At 60.1% G+C, this 18,530-nt stretch carries 21 protein-coding genes; 13 read left to right on the top strand and 8 right to left on the bottom strand.

The window, feature by feature from the left end; all coding sequences use genetic code 11:
- The 3 genes from QO002_RS07930 (at position 1) to QO002_RS07920 (ending at position 2,253) form a co-directional block, all read left to right on the top strand.
- Positions 1–369: a nuclear transport factor 2 family protein gene (locus QO002_RS07930; protein ID WP_307228402.1), complete on the top strand. Its 369-nt coding sequence runs from the start codon at positions 1–3 to the stop codon at positions 367–369.
- Positions 370–500: 131 nt separating this feature from the next.
- Complete coding sequence (locus QO002_RS07925) at positions 501–1,532, top strand: calcium-binding protein (protein ID WP_307228400.1); 1,032 nt, start codon at positions 501–503, stop codon at positions 1,530–1,532.
- 523 nt (positions 1,533–2,055) lie between these two features.
- Positions 2,056–2,253 (top strand): hypothetical protein, encoded by a 198-nt coding sequence (locus tag QO002_RS07920; RefSeq protein WP_307228397.1) that lies wholly within the window; start codon positions 2,056–2,058, stop codon positions 2,251–2,253.
- Positions 2,254–2,352: 99 nt separating this feature from the next.
- Here QO002_RS07920 and QO002_RS07915 read toward each other — a convergent pair whose 3' ends face one another.
- Positions 2,353–3,483 carry a site-specific DNA-methyltransferase gene (locus tag QO002_RS07915; protein ID WP_307228395.1) on the bottom strand — a complete coding sequence of 377 codons (1,131 nt, stop codon included), beginning with the start codon at positions 3,481–3,483 and terminating at the stop codon, positions 2,353–2,355.
- A 159-nt stretch (positions 3,484–3,642) separates the two neighbouring features.
- Between QO002_RS07915 and QO002_RS07910 the strand changes: the two genes are divergently transcribed.
- Positions 3,643–3,939 carry a nucleotidyltransferase family protein gene (locus QO002_RS07910; RefSeq protein WP_307233233.1) on the top strand — a complete coding sequence of 99 codons (297 nt, stop codon included), beginning with the start codon at positions 3,643–3,645 and terminating at the stop codon, positions 3,937–3,939.
- Positions 3,940–3,964: 25 nt separating this feature from the next.
- Here QO002_RS07910 and QO002_RS07905 read toward each other — a convergent pair whose 3' ends face one another.
- Positions 3,965–4,321, bottom strand: coding sequence for an antibiotic biosynthesis monooxygenase family protein (locus tag QO002_RS07905; protein WP_307228393.1), 357 nt, complete (start codon positions 4,319–4,321; stop codon positions 3,965–3,967).
- Positions 4,318–4,647 (bottom strand): NIPSNAP family protein, encoded by a 330-nt coding sequence (locus QO002_RS07900; protein ID WP_307228391.1) that lies wholly within the window; start codon positions 4,645–4,647, stop codon positions 4,318–4,320. Before QO002_RS07900 ends, QO002_RS07905 begins: the two co-directional genes overlap by 4 nt.
- A gap of 73 nt (positions 4,648–4,720) precedes the next feature.
- Between QO002_RS07900 and QO002_RS07895 the strand changes: the two genes are divergently transcribed.
- Together QO002_RS07895 and QO002_RS07890 are read left to right on the top strand one after the other, a co-directional pair.
- A complete protein-coding gene (locus tag QO002_RS07895; RefSeq protein ID WP_307228389.1) occupies positions 4,721–5,419 on the top strand; it encodes an ArsR/SmtB family transcription factor in 699 nt (232 codons plus the stop codon).
- 111 nt (positions 5,420–5,530) lie between these two features.
- Positions 5,531–6,226, top strand: coding sequence for an HAD family hydrolase (locus QO002_RS07890; protein WP_307228387.1), 696 nt, complete (start codon positions 5,531–5,533; stop codon positions 6,224–6,226).
- 192 nt (positions 6,227–6,418) lie between these two features.
- Here the strand turns inward: QO002_RS07890 and QO002_RS07885 are convergent, their stop codons facing one another.
- Positions 6,419–6,967 carry a hypothetical protein gene (locus tag QO002_RS07885; protein ID WP_307228385.1) on the bottom strand — a complete coding sequence of 183 codons (549 nt, stop codon included), beginning with the start codon at positions 6,965–6,967 and terminating at the stop codon, positions 6,419–6,421.
- A gap of 374 nt (positions 6,968–7,341) precedes the next feature.
- On the opposite strand from QO002_RS07885, the gene thrC reads away from it, so the two are divergent.
- From thrC to QO002_RS07865, 4 genes are read left to right on the top strand one after another with little or no spacing between them, the layout of a single operon-like run.
- The gene (gene thrC / locus QO002_RS07880; protein ID WP_307228383.1) at positions 7,342–8,748 is read left to right on the top strand and encodes a threonine synthase; all 1,407 of its coding nucleotides are present in this window, start codon (positions 7,342–7,344) and stop codon (positions 8,746–8,748) included.
- Positions 8,749–8,766: 18 nt separating this feature from the next.
- On the top strand, positions 8,767–10,065 hold the full coding sequence (locus QO002_RS07875; protein ID WP_307228381.1) for a M16 family metallopeptidase: 1,299 nt from the start codon (positions 8,767–8,769) through the stop codon (positions 10,063–10,065).
- Positions 10,066–10,114: 49 nt separating this feature from the next.
- Complete coding sequence (locus tag QO002_RS07870; protein WP_307228378.1) at positions 10,115–10,726, top strand: GNAT family N-acetyltransferase; 612 nt, start codon at positions 10,115–10,117, stop codon at positions 10,724–10,726.
- Positions 10,726–13,629, top strand: coding sequence for an EAL domain-containing protein (locus QO002_RS07865; protein WP_307228376.1), 2,904 nt, complete (start codon positions 10,726–10,728; stop codon positions 13,627–13,629). The genes QO002_RS07870 and QO002_RS07865 overlap by 1 nt, the downstream gene beginning before the upstream one ends.
- Positions 13,630–13,722: 93 nt before the next feature.
- Here QO002_RS07865 and QO002_RS07860 read toward each other — a convergent pair whose 3' ends face one another.
- From QO002_RS07860 to QO002_RS07850, 3 genes are all read right to left on the bottom strand, one after another.
- The gene (locus QO002_RS07860) at positions 13,723–14,811 is read right to left on the bottom strand and encodes a zinc-binding metallopeptidase family protein (protein WP_307228374.1); all 1,089 of its coding nucleotides are present in this window, start codon (positions 14,809–14,811) and stop codon (positions 13,723–13,725) included.
- Positions 14,812–15,016: 205 nt separating this feature from the next.
- Positions 15,017–15,208 (bottom strand): CsbD family protein, encoded by a 192-nt coding sequence (locus QO002_RS07855; protein WP_307228372.1) that lies wholly within the window; start codon positions 15,206–15,208, stop codon positions 15,017–15,019.
- A gap of 124 nt (positions 15,209–15,332) precedes the next feature.
- Positions 15,333–15,935 carry a YqgE/AlgH family protein gene (locus tag QO002_RS07850; RefSeq protein WP_370878463.1) on the bottom strand — a complete coding sequence of 201 codons (603 nt, stop codon included), beginning with the start codon at positions 15,933–15,935 and terminating at the stop codon, positions 15,333–15,335.
- A 161-nt stretch (positions 15,936–16,096) separates the two neighbouring features.
- Between QO002_RS07850 and QO002_RS07845 the strand changes: the two genes are divergently transcribed.
- The 3 genes from QO002_RS07845 (at position 16,097) to QO002_RS07835 (ending at position 18,006) form a co-directional block, all read left to right on the top strand.
- On the top strand, positions 16,097–16,939 hold the full coding sequence (locus tag QO002_RS07845) for a protein-disulfide reductase DsbD domain-containing protein (RefSeq protein ID WP_307228370.1): 843 nt from the start codon (positions 16,097–16,099) through the stop codon (positions 16,937–16,939).
- A gap of 78 nt (positions 16,940–17,017) precedes the next feature.
- Positions 17,018–17,503, top strand: coding sequence for a peroxiredoxin (locus QO002_RS07840; protein ID WP_307228368.1), 486 nt, complete (start codon positions 17,018–17,020; stop codon positions 17,501–17,503).
- Positions 17,504–17,547: 44 nt separating this feature from the next.
- A complete protein-coding gene (locus QO002_RS07835; RefSeq protein WP_307228366.1) occupies positions 17,548–18,006 on the top strand; it encodes a GNAT family N-acetyltransferase in 459 nt (152 codons plus the stop codon).
- A 75-nt stretch (positions 18,007–18,081) separates the two neighbouring features.
- Here the strand turns inward: QO002_RS07835 and rnhA are convergent, their stop codons facing one another.
- Entirely contained in the window at positions 18,082–18,528 is a 447-nt protein-coding gene (gene rnhA / locus QO002_RS07830; RefSeq protein WP_307233229.1) for a ribonuclease HI, read from the bottom strand.
- Positions 18,529–18,530 lie beyond the last annotated feature (2 nt).

The following is an 18,530-nucleotide window of genomic DNA, read 5'->3' as shown; positions in this document are numbered from 1 at the left end:
ATGACGATCGACCCTTGTGCGCTTGCCGCGCGTTTTCACCATGCGATCAACGAACTCGACTTTGCAACGATCGAGAATTTCTTCGTCAAGGATGCACATTATTCGTCGGGCAAGGTCGGCGGACTTGCGGGTCGCGATGCCATCATGGCTGCCTTCCGGCGTTATTTTGACGAGTATCCGGATCAGGTAGCGGAAGACAGCCTGATCGAGCAGGTCTCGCCTTTTGCCGCGCGCGCCGTCTGGAGCCTGAAGGCGACCAGCGCCTCGACCGGAGCACCCTTCAGCCGACGTGGCGAAGAGACCATCACCTTCAATCCCGAAGGCAAGGTCATTAATGTCGAGGTGACGGATTACGACGCGCTGGCTTAGATCGTTTCCGGCCATGAAAAGCCCTTCGTGAAATCACCAAAGCGCCCCAATCGGTTCAGCCATCATTCACCTTCCTGGCAGCATGATCGCATCCATAGAGTTCAGCGTTTCCCACCGAAAGGCATTGTTCCATGGCTACCATCTACGGCACCGACGACGACGATTACATCGTCCAGAACAAGTATGTGGCGGTGAAAATCTACGCTTATGACGGCGATGACGACATTTATCTGAACCGCACGGATTCCTACGGCGGCAACAACTATGTCAGCGCCGGAGCAGGCTACGACAAGGTCGTCAACTACTTCGAAGGTGGCAACGACATCTATCTCGGTAGCGGCAACGACCTCTACATTGCCGACATCCGCGCGGGCGCCAAGGGCGAGTACGACATCGTTCACGGCGGCGACGGCAATGACCGTTTCGAGGTCGATACCCTCAACAGTGTCTATTACGGCGACGGAGGCAACGACACCTTCCTCTCGGTTGGCTTCGACAATTCCTTCAACGGCGGCTCCGGCATCGACACGATCAGCTACGAGATGCAGGACGACTATGCTTCGCAGCGCGGCAAGGGCGTGACCATCGACCTCTTAGGCAAGAAGGCCTCGACAACCAAGGGTCACTATGAAGACCTGATCAGCATCGAGAATGCCACCGGCACCAATGCAGCCGACAATATCACCGGCAGCAACGGCCGTAACGTGCTGAAGGGCCGCGGCGGCAGCGATCTGCTGGAAGGCCTGGGTGGCGATGACGACCTCTGGGGCGGTTCCGGCAATGACGATCTCTATGGTGGCTCGGGGGCCGACATCCTGATCGGCGGCACCGGCAGCGACTACCTGCACGGCGGCAGCGGCACTGATACGTTCGACTTCAATTCGGTGAGCGAAATCGGCCGCGGCACGTCGCGTGATATCATCGCCGACTTCCACCGCTCGGAATATGATGTCGTGGATCTGCACACGATCGACGCCAACACGGGACGCAGCGGCAACCAGGATTTCAGCTTCATCGGTGGCCAGTCCTTCCACAGCAAGGCCGGCGAACTGCGCTTCGCAAGCGGCATCCTCTCAGGCGACACCAACGGCGACGGCCGGGCCGACTTCGAAATCAAGATGAGCGGCGTCACCAAGATGTATGCCGACGACTTCTTCCTTTAAGCACGAGGGTACCCCCTCTTCTGCAGAGCAATGGCGTGGCGGTTCCGATATTTTTTCGCGGAGCCCCCCAAAGAGAAACGCCCAGAACTCCTCTCGGAATTCTGGGCGTTTTAGCGTTCCCCCGGGACTGAAGGTACTAAAACCGGAAGAAAGCCATCCGTTTACCGTCGGAAACCCTTCGGCCGCATCCTTTCCGGACGGCCGCTGCCTTGGCAGGCGCGACGAGCCGGACACAAATCGTATCCTGCACACGGGGTCCGGTCTGAATGATTTCTGACGGGGGAACTCATGCGATACACGACAGCGGGCCGAATGCTTGATCAGACGGTTGTTCGCCTGCCTGAAGAATAGGCGAGGGATGGTTAAATTGTTCTAAAAGATTGAAGCTCTTAGCAGCCTGCTCGGTATTTTAGACCGTCCTTTCAAAAGCGTATCAAAACTCGTGAAAACCATAAAATCTTATGGTAAATGGGAAATAGTCTCCTTCAGATGTTCGTTTCCTGGCGACAGGAAAGGTGGTGCGATGAACTCCGATCCCGACACATGGAAGAATCCCGCGAACCGAAGCCTTTCGGCCCATGTCGGAGAAAGTCCGAAGCGCTGGATCATCGACTGCGTTGACTGCAATGCGCCTGTCGAGCCCTGGCAGACGCAGGGGTATCGGTTTGGCTACTGCAAGGCCTGCTTCGACACCCTCATGAAGCCGGATGGGCTCGTCTGAGCGCCCTGCGCATCTTCCTCTTCAAAGCCTGAAAACGCCAAAGCCACCATGCTTGACGCATGATGGCTTTGGTGTTTGGGCAGGGAACCCTATTCGAAATCAGTTCAGTTTGGCCATGTCGGCGCGGATGATCGAGCGCAGATCGTCGATCGGCTTCAGTTCGTCACCTTGCTCGTAGTGCCAGAACGTCCAGCCATTGCAGGCGTCGAGCCCCTGAACTTTCGCACCGAGCCGATGGATCGAGCCGGCATCGCCACCGCTTGCGATGGTGCCGTCGGCACGCACGATGGCGCTGTAGCGGCGACGCGCATCGGTCAGTACCGTACCCGGCTTGATCAGGCCGCTTTCGATCAGCGTATTGAAGGCAACGCGCGGTTCGGCCTTCTTGCCGGTCAGCACGGAGAGCGTCGCCTTGCCGAGCGGTTCGACGGCGGCAATGCGCTCGGCAGCGGCATCAATATAATCCTGCTCCCGCTCGATGCCGACGAAATGGCGGCCGAGGCGCTTGGCGACGGCGCCGGTCGTGCCGGAGCCGAAGAAGGGATCAAGCACGACATCGCCCGGCTTGGTGGAGGCCATGAGGATGCGGGCGAGAAGCGCTTCCGGCTTCTGGGTCGGATGCACCTTCTTGCCGTCGTCGCCCTTCAGGCGCTCGCCGCCCGAGCAGATCGGGAACAGCCAGTCGGAGCGCATCTGCACGTCATCATTGGAGGCCTTCAGGGCATCATAGTTGAAAGTGTAGCCTTTGCCCTTGGCACTGGGGGAGGCCCAGATCAGGGTCTCGTGGGCGTTCTGGAACCGACGGCCCTTGAAGTTCGGCATCGGGTTGGTCTTGCGCCAGATGATGTCGTTCAAGATCCAGAAATTCAAATCCTGCAAGGTCGCGCCGACGCGAAAAATGTTGTGGTAGGAGCCGATGACCCAGAGCGTGCCGGTCGGTTTCAGGACGCGGCGGCAGGCGAGCAGCCAGGCGCGCGTGAAGGCATCATAGGCATCGAAGGAGACGAACTGGTCCCATTCGTCATCGACGGCATCGACCAGCGACTGGTCCGGGCGCGTCAGGGCGCCGCCGAGCTGGAGGTTGTACGGCGGATCGGCAAAGACGACATCGACGGAGTTATCGGGAAGGGCTTCGAGCGCAGCAACGCAGTCGCCCTTGATGATGGTATCCAGCCAGCCAGACGGGCGGGCGGCGCGAGAAATATCGGCCGGCGAAACAACAAAGGACATGGACAACTCGCTCTTACGCTTACTCGGAACTGATTTCACCTCTTATGGTTACCGAAGTTGGTTACCAAAAGCTGAACTCCGTCCAACATTTACGAAAATCTCGATCGGCAATGGCGGAGTATGCAAGCTTACGCTATCTTGGATAGCATGCTCGATAGCATGCTCAGAAACGAAGCCATCGCCCAGCTCACAAGGAACGCGAAAGCCGTTCGGGTTATGGGAGCTACCGCCCTTTATCTTTTCGGTTCGACGGTGAACGACCAGGCAAAAGCTGGAAGCGACCTCGATATCTTCATCGAATATGACGCATCCAGCCGCTTTAACGCCCTGGATCTCATGAGCATCAAGCTGCTCCTTGAGGAAAAACTGAAAACAGCGGTGGACATCACGACACGGGACGGGCTTCACCCACGCCTGAAGGACGACATCGAAAAATCCGCTATCAAGGTTTTCTGATGACGGTTTGGCTGCCTCGATTTCTCTAGCGCACGGCCGACAGATGCCATTGGCGGCTATCGCCCGGCGCCTCCTCTCGCTCGTTCATGCCATAGTCCCTGAGAACACTTGCCACGCGCAAACGGTAGTCGGCGAAAACGCCGTGGCGGCCAGCTTCCTGGGCGCCGCGGTGTTCGGAGAGGTTGCGCCATTGCCGCACGGCCTCCTCGTCGCGCCAGAAGGACAAGGACAGGATCTTGCCGGGGGTCACCAGGCTTTCGAAACGCTCGATCGACAGGAAGCCGTCGATGTCCTTGAGCCGCGCGTGAAGCTGCGCGGCAAGATGCAGATAGACATCGCGGCGGCCGGGAGCCGGCGTTACTTCGAAGATCACGGCGATCATGGCTTGATCCTTTCTACATGCGGCAGCGACATATTTTTCAGGAAGATGCGATCCTCCTTCAGGATGAAGCGTTCCCGCTTGGCAAACTGATAGTTTTCCGCGCCGAGCTGATCGGCCTGCAGGCGGGCGCGGTAGGCCTCGTAGGCGGCGAGGCTTTCGATATTGTAGACGCCGTAGGCGGTCGTTGCCGAGCCCTCGTGGGGGCCGAAATAGCCGATGAGATCAGCGCCACAACGCGGGATCGCCTGACCCCAGGCGCGGGCATACTGGCCGAACTCTTCGCGCTTGAACGGGTCGATCTCATAGCGGATGAAACAGGTGATCATCGTTTGTCCTTTCGCTTTCGATGATCCCTTCTGCCATCTTGAATGTAATCGATGCTTCGGTTACGGTCGAACTATGAAAGAAGGACCGGACATAGCCCAGATCGGCGCCCTCATCGGTGACCCTGCCCGCGCCAACATGCTGACCGCCCTGATGAGCGGTAAGGCATTGACCCCGACTGAGCTTGCGGGGGCTGCCGGAATTACCCTTCAGACCACCAGTTCGCATCTCTCCAAGCTGGAAGCAGGGAAGCTCGTGCGGCAGCGCAAGCAGGGCCGACACCGCTATTTTTCGCTGTTTGACGACGACGTGGGGCAGCTGTTGGAAAGCCTGATGGGCTTTGCCGCAAGCCGTGGCCTGCTGCGCCAGCGGCTTGGGCCGAAGGACCCTTCGCTGCGCAAGGCGCGCGTCTGCTACAACCATCTTGCCGGTGACTATGGCGTGCGCATGCTCGACAGCCTGATCGCCGAAGAGATCGTCACCGAAACGGATGACGAGCTGACTTTGACAGTGGTCGGCCGCAGCCGCATGACCGCGCTCGGCATCGATCTGGAGGCACTGACGAAGCGTCGTCGCCCGCTTTGCCGCACATGTCTCGACTGGAGCGAACGACGCTCGCATCTTGCCGGATCTCTGGGCGAGGCGTTGCTGAACCTGTTTCTCGACAGGGGCTGGGCAAAACGCGAGGCCGAAAGCCGGCGCATCCAGTTTACCCGGACCGGCGAGCAGACGTTTCTGGACCTCTTCGCCGTGCCACAGGCGACCCTCGCCTGACATCTCCGGAGAACTCTCACGCCGCGCATGGCAGCCATCCACTTCCCGCGGTTGAGCTTTGCGGCTGCATCGTGTAAACGGCGGCGGTCTTCCCAAAGGATACCTATCTCCATGAACAGCATCGATCTCATCCTCTTCGATTGCGACGGCGTGCTCGTCGATTCCGAAGTCATCGCCGCCGAAGTCGAAGCCGAGCTTCTGACGGAAGCAGGCTTCCCGATCTCGACTGAAGAGATGGCCGAACGTTTTGCCGGCATGACCTGGCACAACACGCTGCTGCAGATCGAAAAGGAAGCGGACATCCCGCTTTCGGCCTCGCTGCTCAACCGCCATGACGACGTTCTGGACAAGCGCCTGGCGCGTGATGTGAAGATCATCGACGGCGTACGGCCGATGCTGGCCGGGCTGACGCTGCCGCACGGCATCTGCTCCAACTCGACGTCCGAACGGCTCGCCATGATGCTCGGCAAGCTCGGCATCAAGGATTTCTTCGGCAAGCATATCTATTCGGCCCGCGATCTCGGCGAAGACCGGGTAAAGCCCAAGCCGGACATCTACCTGCACGGCGCAAAACAGTTCGGCATCGATCCGTCGCGGGTGCTGGTGATCGAGGATTCGGTGCATGGCGTTCACGCCGCCCGCTCCGCCGGCATGCGCGTCGTCGGCTTTACCGGCGCCTCGCACACCTATCCGTCGCACGCCGATCATCTGACGGATGCCGGCGCGGAAACCGTGATTTCACGCATGAGCGCACTTGCCGGCACGATCGAGGCGCTTGCCGCATGGTCGGAAACGATGAGCGCTTAAGACGTATCAGCCTTTTTCAGGCATAAAAACCGGCGTTATAACTGATGCCGGATTTTTTTTGTTGGGTAGAAAACCCAGCTTCCGTCATGGTCGGGCCTGACCCGACCATCCATGCTCCGAGCCGTGGATCCTCGGGGCAAGCCCGAGGATGACGGGGAGTGTGGAGGCAATCTGCATCCGGCGGGTTTCAGCTCACTTTTTCTTCTTAGCCTGCGGGCCTTCGTCGAAACCGACATAAACCTTGGCGAAGGAGCCGGCGCCGCCCGGGAGGGCGATGTTGGCCTTCGTGAAGAGGAACTGGCTTGCGCCCGCTCCCGGCTGGATCGTTACCGGATATTGCGTCAGTTCTGAAAACAGCGTGTTTTCGCCATCGGTCGCGGCAACGCGGATCGGCAGGTTAATGGTGCCGGCGCTACCGGCGGGACCGGACACGACACGACCCTGGACGACGACGGTCATGACGAGCTGCGATTCGTTCTGCACGCACTGGCGGGTCGTATCGACCAGCGTCGCCTGGTAGACGAGTTTTGTCGGATCGTCCTTGGCACCCGCGTAGCTGGTATGGATCGCGGTGCCGTCGAGCAGGAAGACCTTCGGGCAGGCACCCTGGATGACCGCCGGGGTCGGTGCCACCGCGCTGCCGCCGGCGTCGATGGCGCCGCCGGTATCGGTCTTGTTGCAGCCTGCTGCGATGAGAAGGAGAGAAATGCCGAGAAGACGGCTGGAGACTTTACCGATCACGTAACTGAACCCTCTGCTTTACGCATGGCGGCATGCTCGCAAGGAGCAAAGCGCCGCAACTCCCGTCATTGGCGCTGCGGGCCGGATCACGCTCTGTCCGACAGACGAAACAAGCCGCAACTGGGCCTTTCAAGACCCTTGGCGATGGTCTATAGCAGCGGCGCATTGAAAAATCGATTGGTGAATCCGTGCGGCCGCTCAAAATTTCGACCGGTACCCAGGGTGCAAAGAGCGAAGTCTCCGGCAAATCGCCAGATGATTGGAAATGCACGTTTTTGGTGGTTTTGCCAGAGGCTGACGCAAAGAGAACCGTGGTTCGCGCGTCGCTTGTCTAATGTGGTCGCATCCGCGGAGCGGCGAATGTATGACGAAGGATGGTAACGGTGAAGTATGTCTCGACGCGGGGCGAAGCCCCTACCCTCGGCTTCTGCGATGCGCTCATGGCCGGGCTCGCCCGTGATGGCGGCCTTTATGTTCCCAAGCACTGGCCGACGCTGACGAAAAAGGAAATCCGGGCACTGCGCGGCAAGTCCTACCAGGAAGTCGCGTTTGCAGTCCTGACGCCGTTCGTCGATGGCGAAATTGCTGATGACAAGTTCCGGACGATGATCGATGAGGCCTATGCGACCTTCCGCCATCCGGCCGTGACGCCGCTGGTGCAGACCGGCCCGAACAGCTTCGTGCTTGAGCTTTTCCACGGTACGACGCTTGCCTTCAAGGATGTCGCCATGCAGCTGCTCGCGCGGCTGATGGATTATGTGCTGGCGGAGCGCGGCGAGCGCGCCACCATCGTCGGCGCCACCTCGGGCGACACTGGCGGGGCGGCGATCGACGCCTTTGCCGGGCGCGATCGCACCGATATCTTCATCCTGTTCCCCGAAGGCAAGGTCTCGCCGGTGCAGCAGCGGCAGATGACGACGTCCACCGCTTCGAACGTGCATGCGCTGGCGATCAAGGGCAATTTCGACGATTGCCAGAACCTCGTCAAAGAGATGTTCAACGACACCCCGTTCCGCGATGGCGTGGCGCTTTCGGGCGTCAATTCGATCAACTGGGGCCGCATCATGGCCCAGGTCGTCTACTACTTCACGACCGCGGTTGCGCTCGGCGGGCCGGATCGTAAGATCTCCTTCACTGTGCCGACCGGCAATTTCGGCGATATTTTCGCCGGCTACGTCGCCAAGAAAATGGGCCTGCCGATCGACCGGCTGGTCGTTGCCACCAATGACAACGACATTCTCGCCCGCACGTTGAAGACCGGCCGCTATGAGATGCGCGCGGTGAAGGCCACGACCTCGCCTTCGATGGATATCCAGATATCCTCGAACTTCGAGCGCCTGCTGTTCGAAGCCTATGATCGCGATGCCTCCAAGGTGCGGCTCGCCATGGCAGGCCTCAAGCAATCCGGCGCTTTCGAGATCGAGGAAAAGGCGCTGAAGGCGATCAAGCGCGAGTTCCGCGCCGGTCGCGCCACCGAGAAAGACGTGGCAGGCACGATCAAGTCGGTGCTTGCCGAAACCGGCTATCTGCTCGATCCGCACAGCGCCATCGGCGTGCATGTCGCGGCCAAGAACGAAAAGCCAGGTTCGCCCATGGTGACGCTTGCCACCGCCCATCCGGCAAAATTCCCCGCCGCAGTAAAATCAGCCAGCGGTATTGACCCGGCGCTTCCAACGTGGCTTGCTGACCTGATGGTCAGGGAGGAGCGTTTCGATATCCTGGAGCCCGAGCTTAAGATCGTTGAAACTTTCGTCAACGAGCATGCGCGCATCCGGAATTAGAACGCAGAAAGACAGACGATGAAAGTTGAGTGCACTCGGCTAAAATCCGGGTTGACGGTCGTAACCGAGACCATGCCGCACCTCGAAAGTGTCGCCCTCGGTGTGTGGATCAAGTCTGGTTCGCGTGACGAAACCAATGAAGAACATGGCATTGCCCATCTTCTCGAACACATGGCTTTCAAGGGCACGGCCCGGCGCTCGGCGCGCGATATCGCCGAGCAGATCGAGAATGTCGGCGGCGAGGTCAACGCCGCGACATCGACCGAAACCACGTCCTATTACGCCCGCATCCTCAAGGACGACGTGCCGCTGGCGGTCGATATCCTTGCCGATATCCTCACCGAATCCTCCTTCGATCACGAGGAGCTCGAACGCGAGCAGCAGGTCATCCTGCAGGAAATCGGCGCTGCCAACGATACGCCGGACGACGTCGTCTTCGACAGGTTTGCCGAAACCGCCTTTGCCAACCAGACGATCGGTCGCCCGATCCTCGGCACGCCGGAAACAGTGCTCTCCTTCACCCCGGACCAGATCCGCGCCTATCTCGCCCGCAACTACACGACCGATCGCATGTTCGTTGTTGGTGCCGGTGCAATCGACCATGACAGCTTCGTGCGACAGGCAGAAGAACGTTTCGCCAGCCTGCCGGAAGTCGCGGCCGGCCCGCAAGCATCCCAGCCCGCCCATTATATCGGCGGCGACGTGCGCGAGAGCCGCGACCTGATGGACGCGCAGGTGCTGCTCGGCTTCGAGGGCAAGGCCTATCACGCCCGTGATTTCTACTGTTCGCAGATCCTCGCCAACATCCTCGGCGGCGGCATGTCGTCCCGCCTGTTCCAGGAAGTGCGCGAGCATCGTGGCCTCTGCTACTCGGTCTACGCCTTCCATTGGGGCTTTTCCGATACCGGCATCTTCGGCGTGCATGCGGCGACCGGCGGCGAGAACCTGCCGGAACTGATGCCTGTCATCATCGAGGAACTGCGCAAGTCGTCGATGCAGATCGACCAGCAGGAAATCGATCGCGCCCGCGCCCAGATCCGCGCCCAACTTCTGATGGGACAGGAGAGCCCCGCTGCCCGCGCCGGCCAGATCGCCCGCCAGATGATGCTCTATGGCCGCCCGATCCCCAATGAGGAACTGATGGAGCGTCTGCAAGGCATCACCATCGAACGGCTCAAGGATCTCGCCGGCCGGCTGTTCTTCGATACAATCCCGACCCTGTCGGCTATCGGCCCTGTAGACAAGCTGGCGCCGATGGACGACATTCTGGGAGCGCTATCGAACGGCACCCACCATCCCCGCGCGGCCGCCGGCTAAAAGCCGAAGCGGCGCGCATCGACATTCCGGCTCGCCCGCGGAGGCTTACATGACACGATCGGTCTTTCGGTTTCTGTCACGGCAACCGGACCCGGTCGAGATTGCAAGCGCCAGCTATATCCTGCGGCTGCCCAAGACCTCCGACTACCGGCAATGGTTCCAGCTACGCAGCGAAAGTCGCGCTTTCCTGGAGCCCTGGGAGCCGACATGGCGGGCGGATGAAATGACGGAAAGCGCCTTTCGCACACGCGTCATCCGCAACGAACAGGAATTTTCCTCCGGGCAGGCCGTACCGCTGTTTCTCCTCTCACGCGCCGAAAACGAGCTTCTGGGCGGCCTGACCATCGGCTATATCCGCCGCGGGGTCGCCCAATGCTGCATGATCGGCTACTGGATGGGTGAGCGTCATGCCGGCAAGGGCCATATGGAACAGGCGCTGCGCCTTGCTCTCCCCTATATCTTTTCAAGCCTTCAGTTGCACCGGGTCGAGGCAGCCTGTATTCCCGAGAACCAGAGAAGCATCCGGCTCCTTGAAAAGGTCGGGTTTCAGCGCGAAGGCTACCTGCGGGAATATCTGAAGATCAATGGACATTGGCGAGATCACCTGATGTTCTCCCTCCTCTCGCAGGAAAGCGCGCCAGCCAGGAATTTGAGTATTTGATGACGTTCACCCGCTTGCCCCTCCCCTTGCCGGTCCAGAGGATCATGGCGCTTGTCCTTGCCATGTTCGCAATCCTGTGGGCCAGTCAGGCACTGGCGATCGAGCCCGTGAAAATTTCCCGCGAGGACACCGCGCTCGATCTGACCGCGACGACGGAGATCTATACCGGTCGCGGCGAAGCCTTCCAGGTTTCGACGGCTCCTGGAACCGATGGCATCGTTCGCCGTATCGAGGTTCGCTCGAGCGCCGATAACCACCAGGGCGACTGGGCCGTCTTTGCGCTTGCCAATGTTTCGGAAGAACAGATCGACCGCGTCATCGTCGCGCCCCACTTCCGGCTGGTGAACTCGAAGCTTTTCTGGCCGGATCTCGGCTCGCAGCGCATCCTCTCGATCACGCCCAGCGAAGGCTTTGCGCTGGATCGGCAGCCGAGTGAAGAGGCGGATGTCTTCCGCATCACGCTCAACCCCGGCTCGGTCATCACCTTCGTTGCGGAGCTTGCCACACCTGAGCTGCCGCAGATTTATCTGTGGGAACCGGACTCCTACAAGGATACCGTCAACGCCTTCACGCTCTACCGTGGCATCGTGCTCGGCATCGCCGGCCTGCTGGCAGTGTTCCTGACCATTCTCTTCGTCGTCAAGGGCACCTCGATGCTGCCCGCGACGGCAGCCTTGGCCTGGGCGGTGCTGGCCTATATCTGCGTCGACTTCGGCTTTCTCTCGAAACTGATCAGCGTGACGGCCGGCGACGACCGAATATGGCGAGCGGGAACCGAGGTGTTCCTTGCGGCGGGATTGGTGGTCTTCCTGTTCACCTATCTCAATCTCAACCGCTGGCACCAGCATCTGTCCTATGCGACGCTCGCCTGGATCCTCGGCCTTGGACTGCTCTTCGGCGTCGCCATCTACGACCCGGCGATCGCTGCCGGTATTGCCCGCCTCTCCTTTGCGTTGACCGGTACGGCCGGCATCATCCTGATCGCCTATCTCGGCTTCAATCGTTATGACCGCGCCATCCTGCTCGTTCCGGCCTGGCTGCTCATCCTTGTCTGGCTGTTCGGCGCCTGGCTGACGGTTACCGGCCAGCTCTCCAACGACATCGTGCAGCCCGCTCTTGGCGGTGGCCTCGTTCTGATCGTGCTCCTGATCGGCTTTACGGTGATGCAGCACGCCTTCGCCGGTGGCGCCTATAGCCAGGGTCTGTTCTCAGATCTCGAACGCCAGTCGCTTGCGCTGACCGGCTCGGGCGATACGGTCTGGGACTGGGATGTGGCGCGCGACCGCGTGGTGACCATTCCCGATATCTCCGCCCAGCTCGGACTTTCGCCGGGCAGCATGCATGGCCCGGCCCGCAACTGGCTGCCGCGCCTCCACCCCGACGACCGCGATCGCTTCCGCGCCACGCTCGACGTTCTTCTGGAGCATCGTCGCGGCCGATTGAACCATGAATTCCGCATCCGCGCCGAAGACGGCCACTATCATTGGCTGTCCATCCGTGCCCGGCCTGTTCTTGGCGCCAATGGCGAAATCATCCGCTGCGTCGGCACAATCGTCGATGTCACGGAACACAAGAATTCGATCGACCGACTGCTGCACAATGCGATGCACGACAATCTGACCGGCCTTCCAAACCGCCAGGTCTTCCTCGATCGTCTGCAATCGATTCTCTCGCTGGCCTCGGGTTCGAATTCCGTTCGCCCGACCGTCATCACCATCGACATAGACCGCTACAAGTCCGTGAACGATACGCTCGGCATAGCTGCCGGTGACAATATCCTGATTGCCCTGACCCGTCGCCTGCGCCGGCTCCTGAAGCCGCAGGACACACTCTCGCGTCTGGGTGGCGATGCTTTCGGGCTGATCCTGATGTCCGAGCGCGACCCTGCAAAAGTTGCCGATTTCGCCGATGCCGTGTCGAAGGCGATCATGGTGCCGCTCTCCTTCGGCAACCGCGAAGTCAACCTCACGGCCTCGATCGGTCTCGTGTCCTGGGTGGATCAGCAGGAGAATGCCGCCATCCTGCTGGATGACGCAGAGCTTGCGATGTTCCGTGCCAAGAAGGCCGGCGGCAACAGGGTCGAGCCCTTCCGGCCGGCGTTCCGCACCTCCGGCACGGATCGCATGCAGCTGGAACATGACCTGAAGCGCGCCATCGAGCGTAAAGAATTGAGCCTCGTCTACCAGCCGATCGTGCGCTTGCAAGACGCCGAGATCGCCGGTTTCGAGGCCCTGATGCGCTGGGATCATCCCAAGCGCGGCAATATCTCGCCGTCGGAATTCATCCCGGTTGCAGAAAGCTGCGATCTCATCAGTGAACTTGGACTGTTTGCCTTTGAGCGCGCTACAAGCGACCTCAACGAATGGCAACTTCAGACCGGCGACCTGCCGATCTTCGTATCCGTCAACCTGTCGAGCGCGCAGCTTCTCAACAACGATCTCTACGACGATATTCGCGCGATCCTGACCAAGAACCGCTGCGACCCACAGAAGATCCGGATCGAACTGACGGAATCGCTCGTGATGGAAAATCCGGAACAGGCGCGGCTTGTTCTCGAAAAACTGAAGGACGCCGGCCTGAAGCTTGCACTGGATGACTTCGGCACGGGACATTCCTCGCTTGCCTATCTCACTCGCTTCCCCTTCGACACGATCAAGATCGACAAGGCACTGGTCAAGGATTCAAGCGACAAGCGCACCATCCTTCTGCGCTCCGTTATCACCATGGCGAGGGAGCTTGAGATGCAGGTCGTTGCTGAAGGCATCGAGTCGGAGGAGGATGCCGTGCAACTCGCCCAGATGGGTTGCGACTTCGGCCAGAGCTTCCTCTTCGGCCCGCCGATCGGAGCAGATTCCATTCAGCGGCTGCTGAAGGAACGATTTCCGTTGATGAAGAGGGCGTGATTTTAGGCAGTAGGCAGTTGAGGAACGCTTCGAACTGGCTTCTTCCGGCAGGCAATCTTTTCTACTGCCGCCCTAATCCCTATTGCCTATTGCCTATTGCCTATTGCCTAAAGAATACTGGCGATTGCCCGCACGCTGTATCAAAGCATTGATGAAATTCAGCTTTTCCACCACCGACGCTGAAAGCACAAAGGGGTAGCTGTCGGCCTGCCCCATGCTGCGCTGCAGGCTGTTGAGCGCGACGCTGAGCGGGATCCAGGCATCCACCAGCGTTTGCGCGTCATGGGCGCGATAAGGATCAAAATCGACTTCTGCTGCCATATCTTCGTGGCGGCGCGGGTCGGTGGAGATGCCAAAGGAGCGCGCCGTTTCCAGCGTATCGACGATATGGCAGAAATGCGCCCAGCACTCGGCGAAATCCTCCGCCGGATGGCAGCTGGCATAGGTGCTGATGAAGCGTGTCTGCCAGTCTGCTGGAGGCCCCTGCTCATAGTTGCGCTGCAGCGCCTCGGCATAGTCCTCGCGCTCGTCGCCGAAGAGCTGCCGCGCAAGCGCAAGGGTATCGTCATCCCTTACCAGTTGTCCCCAATAGAAATGACCGATCTCGTGGCGAAAATGCCCAAGCAGAGTGCGATAAGGTTCGCCCATCGAGACACGCACGCTTTCGCGCGTCGCGTCGTTGGCCTCCGCCGCGCGCAGGCTGATGAGCCCGTCTTCATGCCCGGTCATTGCCGGGATGACATTGCCGTTCGCATCAACTTCATCCGCCAGGAAATCGAAGACGAGGCCCCCCTGCGGATCGATATCGCGCCCCGGAATAGGAAGTCTCCAGCGCAGCAGAGAATAGAACAGATGCCTTTGCGCCTGCCCGATCCTCTGCCAGCGCTCCAGGCCTTCCGGGTTGTCCGTGACCGGCACGATACGGTTATACCGGCAGGCGACGCAGTAGGCGTTGCCGTCACCCGCCGTCACAAGCCAGTTGCAGATATCATGGGCCGCATTGGCGCAAAAAAACACGCTCTGCGGCAAGGACGACATCGTCTTCCATCCACCATCGACCGGCTGAAGCGCATGAAGCAGCAGGCTTTCAGAGGAAAATCCGAGTTGCGAACCACAGGAAATGCAGGTGCGATTGTCGAAATGAATGGAGTTTCCGCAGTTCTCACAGGCATAAAGTCTCATGGAGGTGGGTCCGCCCTGGCATAATCAAGGATAAGTTTTCGGGGATCATACATCACGTTACAACATAAGAAATGCCCGCTGGCACAAGGCACAGCGGGCATCGGCGCATAGTCTCCCATCCAGTTGAACCCGTCAGGACAGAAGCTGGTTGCGCACCTCGTTGCCACGGTCCACGTCTTATGACGCGGACTGCGGCGGAAACGGATTACATGCGATCGACGGCGCCCTTTACGGCGTCCTTGGCTTTGCCAGAAGCAGTCTGGACCTTGCCCTTGACTTCCTGGCCCTTGCCTTCGGCACGCAGCTTGTCGTTGCCGGTTACTTTGCCGGCCGCCTGCTTTGCCTTGCCAGCTGCCTGATTTGCGGCGCCGGAAATCTTGTCGGACGTGCTGCCCATTATCATTCTCCTTGGTCTTTCGACATGCGCGCTTCGTCATGTCGTGCCACTGGAAAACGGGAACGGGTGGAAAATGTTCCGGGCTTTTTTGTAAAAGAAATTTGACACCCTGAGGGAACAAACCTCAGGCGTGACCAGCGTCCATCGACAGCATGGCCGGCGCTACACCCATCAAGGCCAGGGCACGATCGTACTTGTCGCCGAAGTCGCGATCGAAGATCAGATCTTCGCTTGCCGGGCAGTTGAGCCAGCCGTTGTTGGCGATTTCGTTTTCCAGCTGCCCGGCTCCCCAGCCTGCGTAACCAAGCATCATGGTTGCCCGGGCGGGACCTTCGCCGCGCGATATGGCGCGAACAATATCGAGCGTCGCCGTCAGGCAGATCTCGTCGCTGACGGGAATGCTGGAGGTGCTGAGGTAATCGTCGGAGTGCAGCACGAAGCCGCGCCCGGTCTCGACGGGACCGCCGGACTGGATCTGGAAACGGCGCGTCTTGTCAGGCAGGCGTATCGCCTCATCCTGGTCAATGATGTCCAGATGGCGAAGCACATCGGTAAAGGTCAGCTGCTGGGGCCGGTTCAGGATGAAACCCATCGCACCATCGCTGGAATGGGCGCAGACATAGATCACCGTACGGGCAAAATTGCTATCGACCATGCCAGGCATGGCGATCAGGAAATGTCCGTCCAGCTGGCCGCGTTCGCGCTTTTTCTGAAATGTCGCCATCATGGTGTCAGCCTATCCGGTCAGAGCCAAAGTCAGACGTGTCGTCACTCTCGGTATTCTGTCCTGCACGCCGCCGCGCACCGCATCCTCCATCACCACAATATGATCATGGGGAGGAGCAGGTACCTTTCATCCGCTTCACAAAAACGATAATCGTCACCGTCATGAAACGCAGTGGTCTTCTACAGAATGTGACGCATTTCCTCGTGCTGGCAACCCTTGCCGGATATTTTTTTGCAAAACCAAGCGAAGCTGCGAGCAGCGAGTGGACGGTTGTCGAGGGCGGAGAGGTGCGGATCGTCGCCGCAAAGCCTCAGGCCGATGGCAATATCCCCGCCATCCTCGACATAAGACTTAAACCCGGCTGGAAGACCTATTGGCGCGAGCCGGGCGCAAGTGGCATCCCGCCCGAGGTGACGATCGATGCCGCCGGCGGCATCGATTTCTCCGGCATCCGCTTCCCTCCGCCGCAGACTTTTGACGATGGAATCGTTCGTTATGTCGGCTACGACCATTCCGTCGCCTTGCCGCTGACGCTCAAGCGCAACCGTCCCGGCGACCTTGCTTTGGATGCATCGGTCTTCCTCGGCATCTGCAAGGACATCTGCATACCCGTCCAGGCGGCGCTGAAGGTTTCCCTGCCGGAAAGGCTGGTGGAAAATCCGCTGGAACGCGCCCGGATCGACGCTGCCGTCGCAGCCCTACCGGCACAACCCGACGATAGCTTCAAGGTGGCTTCGGCGGCGTACGACCCGAAGGTCGCGACATTGAGCATGGACGTTGGGCTTCCGGAAGGCGCCGACCCATCCTCAGCGGAGATATTCGTTGCCGGCCCGCCCGGCTTCGGTTTTGGCAAGACGGCCATCTCCATAACCGATGGCGGAACGATCCTTGCCAAAGTTCCCGTGAAGCCCCCGACCTCGGGCGGAGCGCTGAAAAGTGGCTCGGTTCTGGTCGTCGTCACCTCAGGCGACCGCAGCATCGAAACCGCGCTTGCCTTTGATTGACGCGAATCTATATTCCCATCAACCCGTCGGCTTCGGACGACGCCTGCCATTCTGAACATTCTCAAAGGGAGAGACCCCGTGACCATTTCCGTCGGAGACAAGCTGCCTGCCGCTACTTTCAAGGAAAAGACCGCCGACGGCCCGGTCGAGATCACCACGGATCAGCTGTTTGCCGGCAAGAAGGTCGTGCTGTTTGCAGTTCCCGGCGCCTTCACGCCCACCTGCTCGCTGAACCACCTGCCGGGCTTTCTGGAAAATCGTGACGCTATCCTCGCCCGCGGCGTCGATGACATCGCCGTCGTTGCCGTCAACGACCTTCATGTCATGGGCGCCTGGGCGACCGCGTCCGGCGGCATGGGCAAGATCCATTTCCTCTCCGACTGGAACGCCGCCTTCACCAAGGCGCTGGGCATGGATATCGACCTTTCCGCCGGCACGCTCGGCGTTCGGTCCAAGCGCTATTCCATGCTGGTCGAGGACGGCGTGGTGAAATCCGTAAACGTCGAGGAAAGTCCGGGTCAGGCCACAGTGTCTGGTGCCGCTGCGATGCTTGAGCAGCTCTGAAAAAGCTGCCGCCCGGTTCCGCCGGGCGGCCACGGATTGCCGTCATGACGCAGATAATGTTTCGCCGGGCCGAGGTCCGGGATTTATCGACGATCCTTGTTCTGCTCGCCGACGACCCGCTGGGGCGCAATCGCGAAGCGGCTGAAGGCATTGTCGACGAAGCCTATCTCGCCGCCTTCCGGGCTATTGAAGCCGATCCAAACCAGTTCCTCGCAGTGGCAGAGGACGATCGCAGCGTGATCGGCACCCTGCAGCTCAGCTTCATTCCCGGGCTTTCGCGGAGGGGATCGTGGCGCGGCCAGATCGAGGCGGTGCGTATCGCCAGCGACCGGCGCAGCGAGGGCCATGGTGGTCGCATGATCGAATGGGCGATCGAGCAATGCCGGGAGCGTGGCTGCAAGCTGGTGCAACTCACCACCGACAATGCGCGGCCGGATGCACATCGGTTTTATGAAAAGCTCGGCTTCGTGGCGAGCCATATCGGCTACAAGCTGACGCTGTGAGTCCGCCGCTTGTCCCTCTCCCCCATAAGGGGAGAGGGAATGACGGAGGTTGCCGCTTGCCCCCTAAACTGAAGCTCATCCCGTCGCCTTCTTGAACGGCTCCATACCCTTGCGTGCCAGCTCGTCGGCGCGTTCGTTTTCCGGGTGGCCGGCATGGCCCTTGACCCAGTGCCAGGTGACCTTGTGGCGGCGGTTGGCTTCGTCGAGCGCTTGCCAGAGCTCGCCGTTCTTCACCGGCTTCTTGTCGGCGGTCTTCCACCCATTCTTCTTCCAGCCGTGGATCCACTTGGAAATGCCGTCCATGACGTATTTGCTGTCGGTGTAGAGATCGATCTCGCAAGCCTCCTTCAGCGCGGAAAGTGACGATATCGCTGCGAGCAGTTCCATGCGGTTGTTGGTGGTTTCAGCCTCGCCACCGCACATATCCTTTTCCTTCTTGCCGTAGCGCAGCACCGCGCCCCAGCCGCCCGGGCCGGGATTGCCCGAGCAGGCGCCGTCGGTGAAGATATCGACGTGTTTCATCT

It is taken from the genome of Pararhizobium capsulatum DSM 1112 (assembly GCF_030814475.1).
GTDB lineage: Bacteria > Pseudomonadota > Alphaproteobacteria > Rhizobiales > Rhizobiaceae > Pararhizobium > Pararhizobium capsulatum.
This window is presented reverse-complemented; position numbering and strand designations above follow the sequence as displayed.